We start from the raw sequence: 5501 nt of genomic DNA, 5'->3' as shown, positions 1-5501 counted from the left end.
CACCCCCGACCAACGCCGCCCACCTCTCGGCCGTACTAGCCGGGTGCTCTGATTGCATCGCCACGCCGACCATGTCGGTGACAACGCGGGTCGCGATGTGGTGGCGCCAGTCGGGTCCAGCCCAGCCCCAGTCATCCCATTGGTCGGATTGATCGACCGACAGAATCGCGGCGCCGACGTCCTTCGGGTGCAGGTGTATGCCGGTGATGTCCGGCCGGGCCGCCGTGAAAACGACTCGTACATTGTGGGTTTCAATACGCCGCCTCATCTCATCGAGATCGTCGACCTGGAGAATAACCATGTACCCGCCATCGCCCTTGCGCTTGTCGAGCTGATGGCCCGCGGTTGTACCTGCCCGCACCGGTGAGACCACTTCGAGCAGCTTGTCTCCGATAGGAAAGAGCGCGTTTTTGAGACCGAACACCCCGACATCGGGGTCTCGGTAGCACAGCTCTACTCCGAGTTCTTCGCTGATGCCGGCCTCCACCGGCGCCAGATCGGCAGCTACCAAAGCCACCTGTCGAAGTCTCACTCGCATATCCGCGTCCTTTGGGAGAGGTTGCATCACAATTATTAGCCGACGGCGGCTAACATATCGATGAACTTTGGTAATCGGTTGAAGCGCAACATCTTTGGGCTGCCAACTGTGGATAACTCAGACGCTGGAGCGGCCGACGGCGTGAACCGCCTCGGCGAGTGCGTCGGCCAGCGGGCCGATGTCGTCGATGTCGATGCTGGAGACGGTGATCCGTATCCCCGGCGGAGTTGCGATCCGGAATCGTGTTCCCGGCGCCGCGGCCCAGCCCGCGCTCAACAGCCGGGTGATCGCCACCGTTTCGTCCGGCACCGGAATCCAGACGTTGAGGCCGGACCGGCCGCGAGATGCCACACCACGATCGGCCAGCGCCGCGTGCAGCAGCTCACGCTTGCGGGTGTAGGCGATTTCGGCCTCCTGCACCCTGCGGCTGACGGCCTTGTCGCGCCACAAGTTGACTGCGACGTCTTGCAGCAGGTGGCTGATCCACCCCGGTCCCAACCGCAGCCGCCCGTGTACGCGCTCGACCGTCCGCCGATCGCCGGCCAGCAGTGCGAGTCTCAGGTCAGGCCCGTATGCCTTGGCCGCCGACCGCACGAACGCCCACTGCCGGGTCGCGCCGGCCAGGGTGTGCAACGGTGCGCCGGCGATGCCTGCGCAATGATCGTCTTCGACGAGCAACACGTCGTGGTGGTCAACGAGTAACGCGCGCAACTCCTTTGCCCGTGCAGCGGAGACGGCGGCACCGGTCGGGTTCTGCGCGCGCGTCGTCACCACCATCGCGCGTACCCCGCGGCTCAGCGCGCGGGCGACATCGGCGGTCAGCGGCCCGTCGTCGTCGACTCTGATTGGCTCAGCCGGAAAGCCGAGCGCGGCAAGCAGATCCAGCAGGTTCGCCCAACCGGGATCTTCGACCGCCACGCGGTCGCCGGGACGCAGCTGGGCACTAAGCACCCGCTCGATGCCGTCGAGGGCTCCGGCGGTCACCGCGATGTGCTCGGCCGGAACGCCGTCCGCGGTCAGCGACGACTGGGCGTACTCCGCCAACTCGGGCGAGACCGCCGGATCGCCGTACAGCACTGGTGTGTTTCGCCGCGAACTGAGCCCAGCGATGGGCAGTAAGGCCGGGTCCGGGTTGCCGCTGGACAGGTCGCGCACACCCGGGGGAACAGCGATGCCCCGCAGCGAGCGCGGCGTGGTCGCAGGCCGGTCCCGCACCCGGGTGCCGCGCCGGCCCGCCGACTCGATGGCGCCGCGTTCGCGCAGCAGGCGGTAGGCCGCGGCCGCCGTATTCGCGTTGATGCCGAGCTGGGCGGCCAGCTGCCGGATCGGTGGCAGCCCGGCGCCGGGCGCCAGGGCGCCGGTCGAGATGGCGTCTTCGACGTCGGATGCGATCGCCTCCGCACCGGTACCGCGGATCGTGTATTGTTCTGGCACAGAGATAAGTATGTACTAGTACAAATCTGGAGGCAACCGTGTCTGCAAAATCGGCATACGCACCGACTAACCGGACCACCCCGACCCGGTATCGCGAGCGCGCTCGCTACGACCGGGCCACTGTTCACGGCATTCTCGACGAGGCCCTGATCTGTCACGTCGGGTTCGTCGGTGCCGATGGACCGGTGGTGTTGCCGACCACCCACGCGCGGCTGGGCGAGATGCTCTACCTGCACGGATCCACCGGCAGCGGCCCGATGCTCGCCGCAGGTTCGACGGGCGGCTTGCCCGTCTGCGTCACAGCCACCCTGGTCGACGGCCTGGTCTTCGCCCGTTCAGCGATGCACCACTCGATGGAATTCCGGTCGGTGGTCGCCGTCGGCAATGCCCGCCTGGTGCAGGACCGCGACGAGAAATTGCGCGCTTTCGCGGCGCTGCTCGATCACGTCGCGCCCGGGCGTTCCGTCGACACCAGATCACCCAACGCGCGCGAACTCGCCGCGACCGCCGTGCTGGCGCTCGATCTCGTCGAGGTGTCGGCCAAGGTGCGGACCGGCGGGCCCGTCGACGACCCGGAAGACGCCGAGTTGCCGTACTGGGCGGGCGTCGTGCCGCTCACCCTGCGGGCGGGAACGCCGATCCCCGTCGACGACCTCGATCGGGCGATCCAACAGCCGGCCTACCTTGCGCCCTATCGGCGGGGTTGATCTTTAATTGCGTAGTGGCCGACGACCCCGAAGTCCCCAGGGTGGTGAGCGCGACCCGCGAGATCGCCGCAACCGCGGAGCGGATCTTCGAGCTGATTGCCGACCCCTCGCAGCAGCCGCTGTGGGACGGCAATGACAACCTCGTCAAAGCTGAACCGGGGCAACGGATCCGGAGCGTCGGTGAAGTGTTCCGCATGACGCTGACCAATGACAGCATCCGCGAGAACCACGTTGTCGACTTCGTTGAAGCCCGTAGTATCGCGTGGAATCCATCCGAGGTAGGCCAACCCCCGCCGGGTCATCTGTGGCGCTGGGAGCTCGAGCCGCTGGACGGCGGCCGCACCCGGGTTACCCACACCTACGACTGGTCGCAATTGACCGATCAGAACCGGCTCCCGCGCGCCCGCGCTACCACGAGCGAGAAGCTTCGGGCCTCACTGGATCGGCTTGCCGAGCTGGCCGAGCGTCACTGAACTGCACCGATCGCTGGCAGTCCGGGCGACTTACGTGCCAGGATGGCCAGAAGGCCGCAACAGCGGCAGGCAACCGGTCGAGTGGTGTGCCAATGATGGATAAGGCGACGGGCCGCGTGGTCGCCGTGATCGTGCTCTTGATCGCTATCGCCGCGTCTTTGCGCGGATATCTACCCGGCGTCGAGCATGCCGGCCAGCAGCGACCACCGCAGAGTGGTTCATCGCTGCTTTATGTGGCGGTCCTACTCACGGTGTCGCTGGTGATCGTGGCGGTAGCGTTGATCAGCCGATTGCGCGATCCGCGCCGAGTTGCGTCCAGCGCCAGTCCGCTGTCGGACCGGTTTTCCCGTGGCCAGGGCCGACCGGGATGGCGGGTGTTGTTGATCGGGCTCGCGGTGTTGCTGGCGTGGCTGCTGCTGTTGTGGTTGCTGTCGCGGTTCGTCGGGCCGCATGGACTTGGCCAGCCGCCGTCCACTCCGCAATCCACCGTTTCCACGCCGGCGAACAACGCGCCCCGTCCACCGGGGTCGCAAGACAATGGCGCCGATCGTGACGTGTTGCACTATCTCATCGCCAGCACGGTGGCGTTGCTGGTGATGATCGTCGCGGGTGCGATGGTGGCCCGCCGCCGCCGGACAGTCGAGCCGAGCGTCTCTGCGCCCTCGCCGATCGGCGAACCGATTTCTGCCGCCGCGGCCTCCTCGCTGGTGCGGGCGGCCGAAAGTGGCTTGGCTGAGATCGAGGACCCTAATCACGAACCGCGGCAGGCGATCATCGCGTGCTATGCGGCGATGGAACTCGAGCTGCGGCATTTCCCCGGAGCGGCACCGCAGGATTTCGACACTCCGACAGAGGTTTTGGCACGGGCCGTCGAACACCACGCGCTGCACATCGACAATGCCGCGGAGCTGGTGAACCTGTTCGAAGAGGCGCGCTTCAGCCCACATGTGATGACCGAAGAGCATCGGAGCAGAGCACTGCGTGTGTTGCAGCTGGTTCTCGCTGACATGCGGAGTTCGGTATGAAAAAGCTGATCGCACTTGGTGTTTCCCTGGTGCTGAGCGCGGAGCTGGCCGCGCTGACGCTGCACGATCGCCGGCTCGTGTTCTGGGCGGCAGGTGCCGCAGTGCTTTTCGCATTGATCAGCGTGCGCCAGTTCCTTGGGCGCGATTTCGAACCACCGTCGTCGACGATCCCGAACGCTCTCGAGGAATCGCTGCGCGGCTGGTTGTCGCGGACTCAGACACTGATTCACCGGTCGGAATCAACCCGGGCCGATTGGGACCGGCATTTGCGCCCCATGCTGGCGCGGCGGTTCGCGATTGCGACCGGACAAAAGCAGGCCAAGGACCCGGCGGCGTTCGATGCCACTGGGCGAACACTTTTCGGCGCGGAGCTGTGGGCCTGGGTGAACCCGAACAATGTTGCGCACACCGGTGGCAGTGAACCCGGGCCGGGCCGGGCGACGCTGGAGGAAATCCTGGAACGGTTGGAGCAGGTATGACAAAAGGTAAGCGGCGGATATGACCTCGGAGACGGCTATGCCGGTGGCGACCACCGCCGCCCGCGCGGTGGAGGTGCTGGACGAGATCGAGCGCGTCGTGGTGGGGAAGCGGTCGGCGCTCACACTCATTCTCACAACGGTGCTCGCCCGCGGGCACGTGCTGATCGAAGATCTGCCTGGTCTCGGCAAAACGCTGATAGCCCGGTCCTTCGCCGCGGCGCTCGGGCTAGATTTCACTCGCGTGCAGTTCACGCCCGATCTGTTGCCGGCGGACTTGCTCGGCTCGACGATCTACGACATGCAGTCGGGTCACTTCGAGTTCCGTCCAGGCCCGATCTTCACCAACTTGCTGCTGGCCGACGAGATCAATCGGACACCACCCAAAACCCAAGCGGCGCTTCTAGAGGCGATGGCCGAACGCCAGGTCAGCATCGACGGCACGACGCATCTTCTGCCCGAACCCTTCATTGTTCTGGCGACCGACAACCCGATCGAATACGAGGGCACATATCCACTGCCGGAGGCACAGCTGGATCGCTTCGCGATTCGTCTCGAACTGCGTTATCTCTCCGAGCAAGACGAGGCGTCCATGTTGCGCCGCCGCCTGGATCGGGGATCGGCCGAGCCGACGGTCAATCAGGTTGTCGACGCGCATGATCTGCTGGCGATGCGCGAGTCCGTCGAGCAAGTGAGCGTGCACGAAGACGTCCTGCACTATGTGGTGTCGCTGGCTACTGCGACTCGGCATCACCCGCAGGTGGCGGTGGGGGCCAGCCCGCGTGCGGAGATCGATCTGGTGCAGCTCGCGCGGGCTCGCGCGCTGCTTCTCGGCCGCGATTACGTGA

At 66.0% G+C, this 5501-nt stretch carries 7 protein-coding genes; 5 read left to right on the top strand and 2 right to left on the bottom strand.

Annotated features, from left to right (window positions below; translation table 11 throughout):
• On the bottom strand, nt 1–517 hold a 517-nt coding region (locus VGH54_RS06250; protein WP_331511072.1), incomplete at its 3' end, for a hypothetical protein.
• 138 nt (nt 518–655) lie between these two features.
• Complete coding sequence (locus VGH54_RS06245; protein ID WP_331511071.1) at nt 656–1972, bottom strand: aminotransferase class I/II-fold pyridoxal phosphate-dependent enzyme; 1317 nt, start codon at nt 1970–1972, stop codon at nt 656–658.
• A gap of 38 nt (nt 1973–2010) precedes the next feature.
• On the opposite strand from VGH54_RS06245, the gene VGH54_RS06240 reads away from it, so the two are divergent.
• The 5 genes from VGH54_RS06240 to VGH54_RS06220 all read left to right on the top strand — a co-directional run.
• The gene (locus VGH54_RS06240) at nt 2011–2679 is read left to right on the top strand and encodes a pyridoxamine 5'-phosphate oxidase family protein (RefSeq protein WP_331511070.1); all 669 of its coding nucleotides are present in this window, start codon (nt 2011–2013) and stop codon (nt 2677–2679) included.
• Nucleotides 2680–2693: 14 nt separating this feature from the next.
• A complete protein-coding gene (locus VGH54_RS06235) occupies nt 2694–3152 on the top strand; it encodes an SRPBCC family protein (RefSeq protein ID WP_331511069.1) in 459 nt (152 codons plus the stop codon).
• A 95-nt stretch (nt 3153–3247) separates the two neighbouring features.
• Complete coding sequence (locus VGH54_RS06230; protein ID WP_331511074.1) at nt 3248–4177, top strand: DUF4129 domain-containing protein; 930 nt, start codon at nt 3248–3250, stop codon at nt 4175–4177.
• Nucleotides 4174–4656, top strand: coding sequence for a hypothetical protein (locus VGH54_RS06225; protein WP_331511068.1), 483 nt, complete (start codon nt 4174–4176; stop codon nt 4654–4656). Before VGH54_RS06230 ends, VGH54_RS06225 begins: the two co-directional genes overlap by 4 nt.
• 37 nt (nt 4657–4693) lie before the next feature.
• Nucleotides 4694–5501: AAA family ATPase (locus VGH54_RS06220; protein ID WP_331511073.1), on the top strand; the 808-nt coding region annotated here is incomplete at its 3' end.

The organism is Mycobacterium sp. (assembly GCF_036488105.1).
In the GTDB taxonomy this organism is placed as follows: Bacteria; Actinomycetota; Actinomycetes; order Mycobacteriales; family Mycobacteriaceae; genus Mycobacterium.
Note: the sequence above shows the minus strand (reverse complement) of the source record. Positions and strands in the feature narration are given on the sequence as shown.

Excerpts from the sequence above, each read along its gene's own strand:
- VGH54_RS06225 (WP_331511068.1), top strand. The coding sequence starts at position 4,174 with ATGAAAAAGCTGATCGCACTTGGTGTTTCCCTGGTGCTGAGCGCGGAG.
- VGH54_RS06230 (WP_331511074.1), top strand. The coding sequence starts at position 3,248 with ATGGATAAGGCGACGGGCCGCGTGGTCGCCGTGATCGTGCTCTTGATC.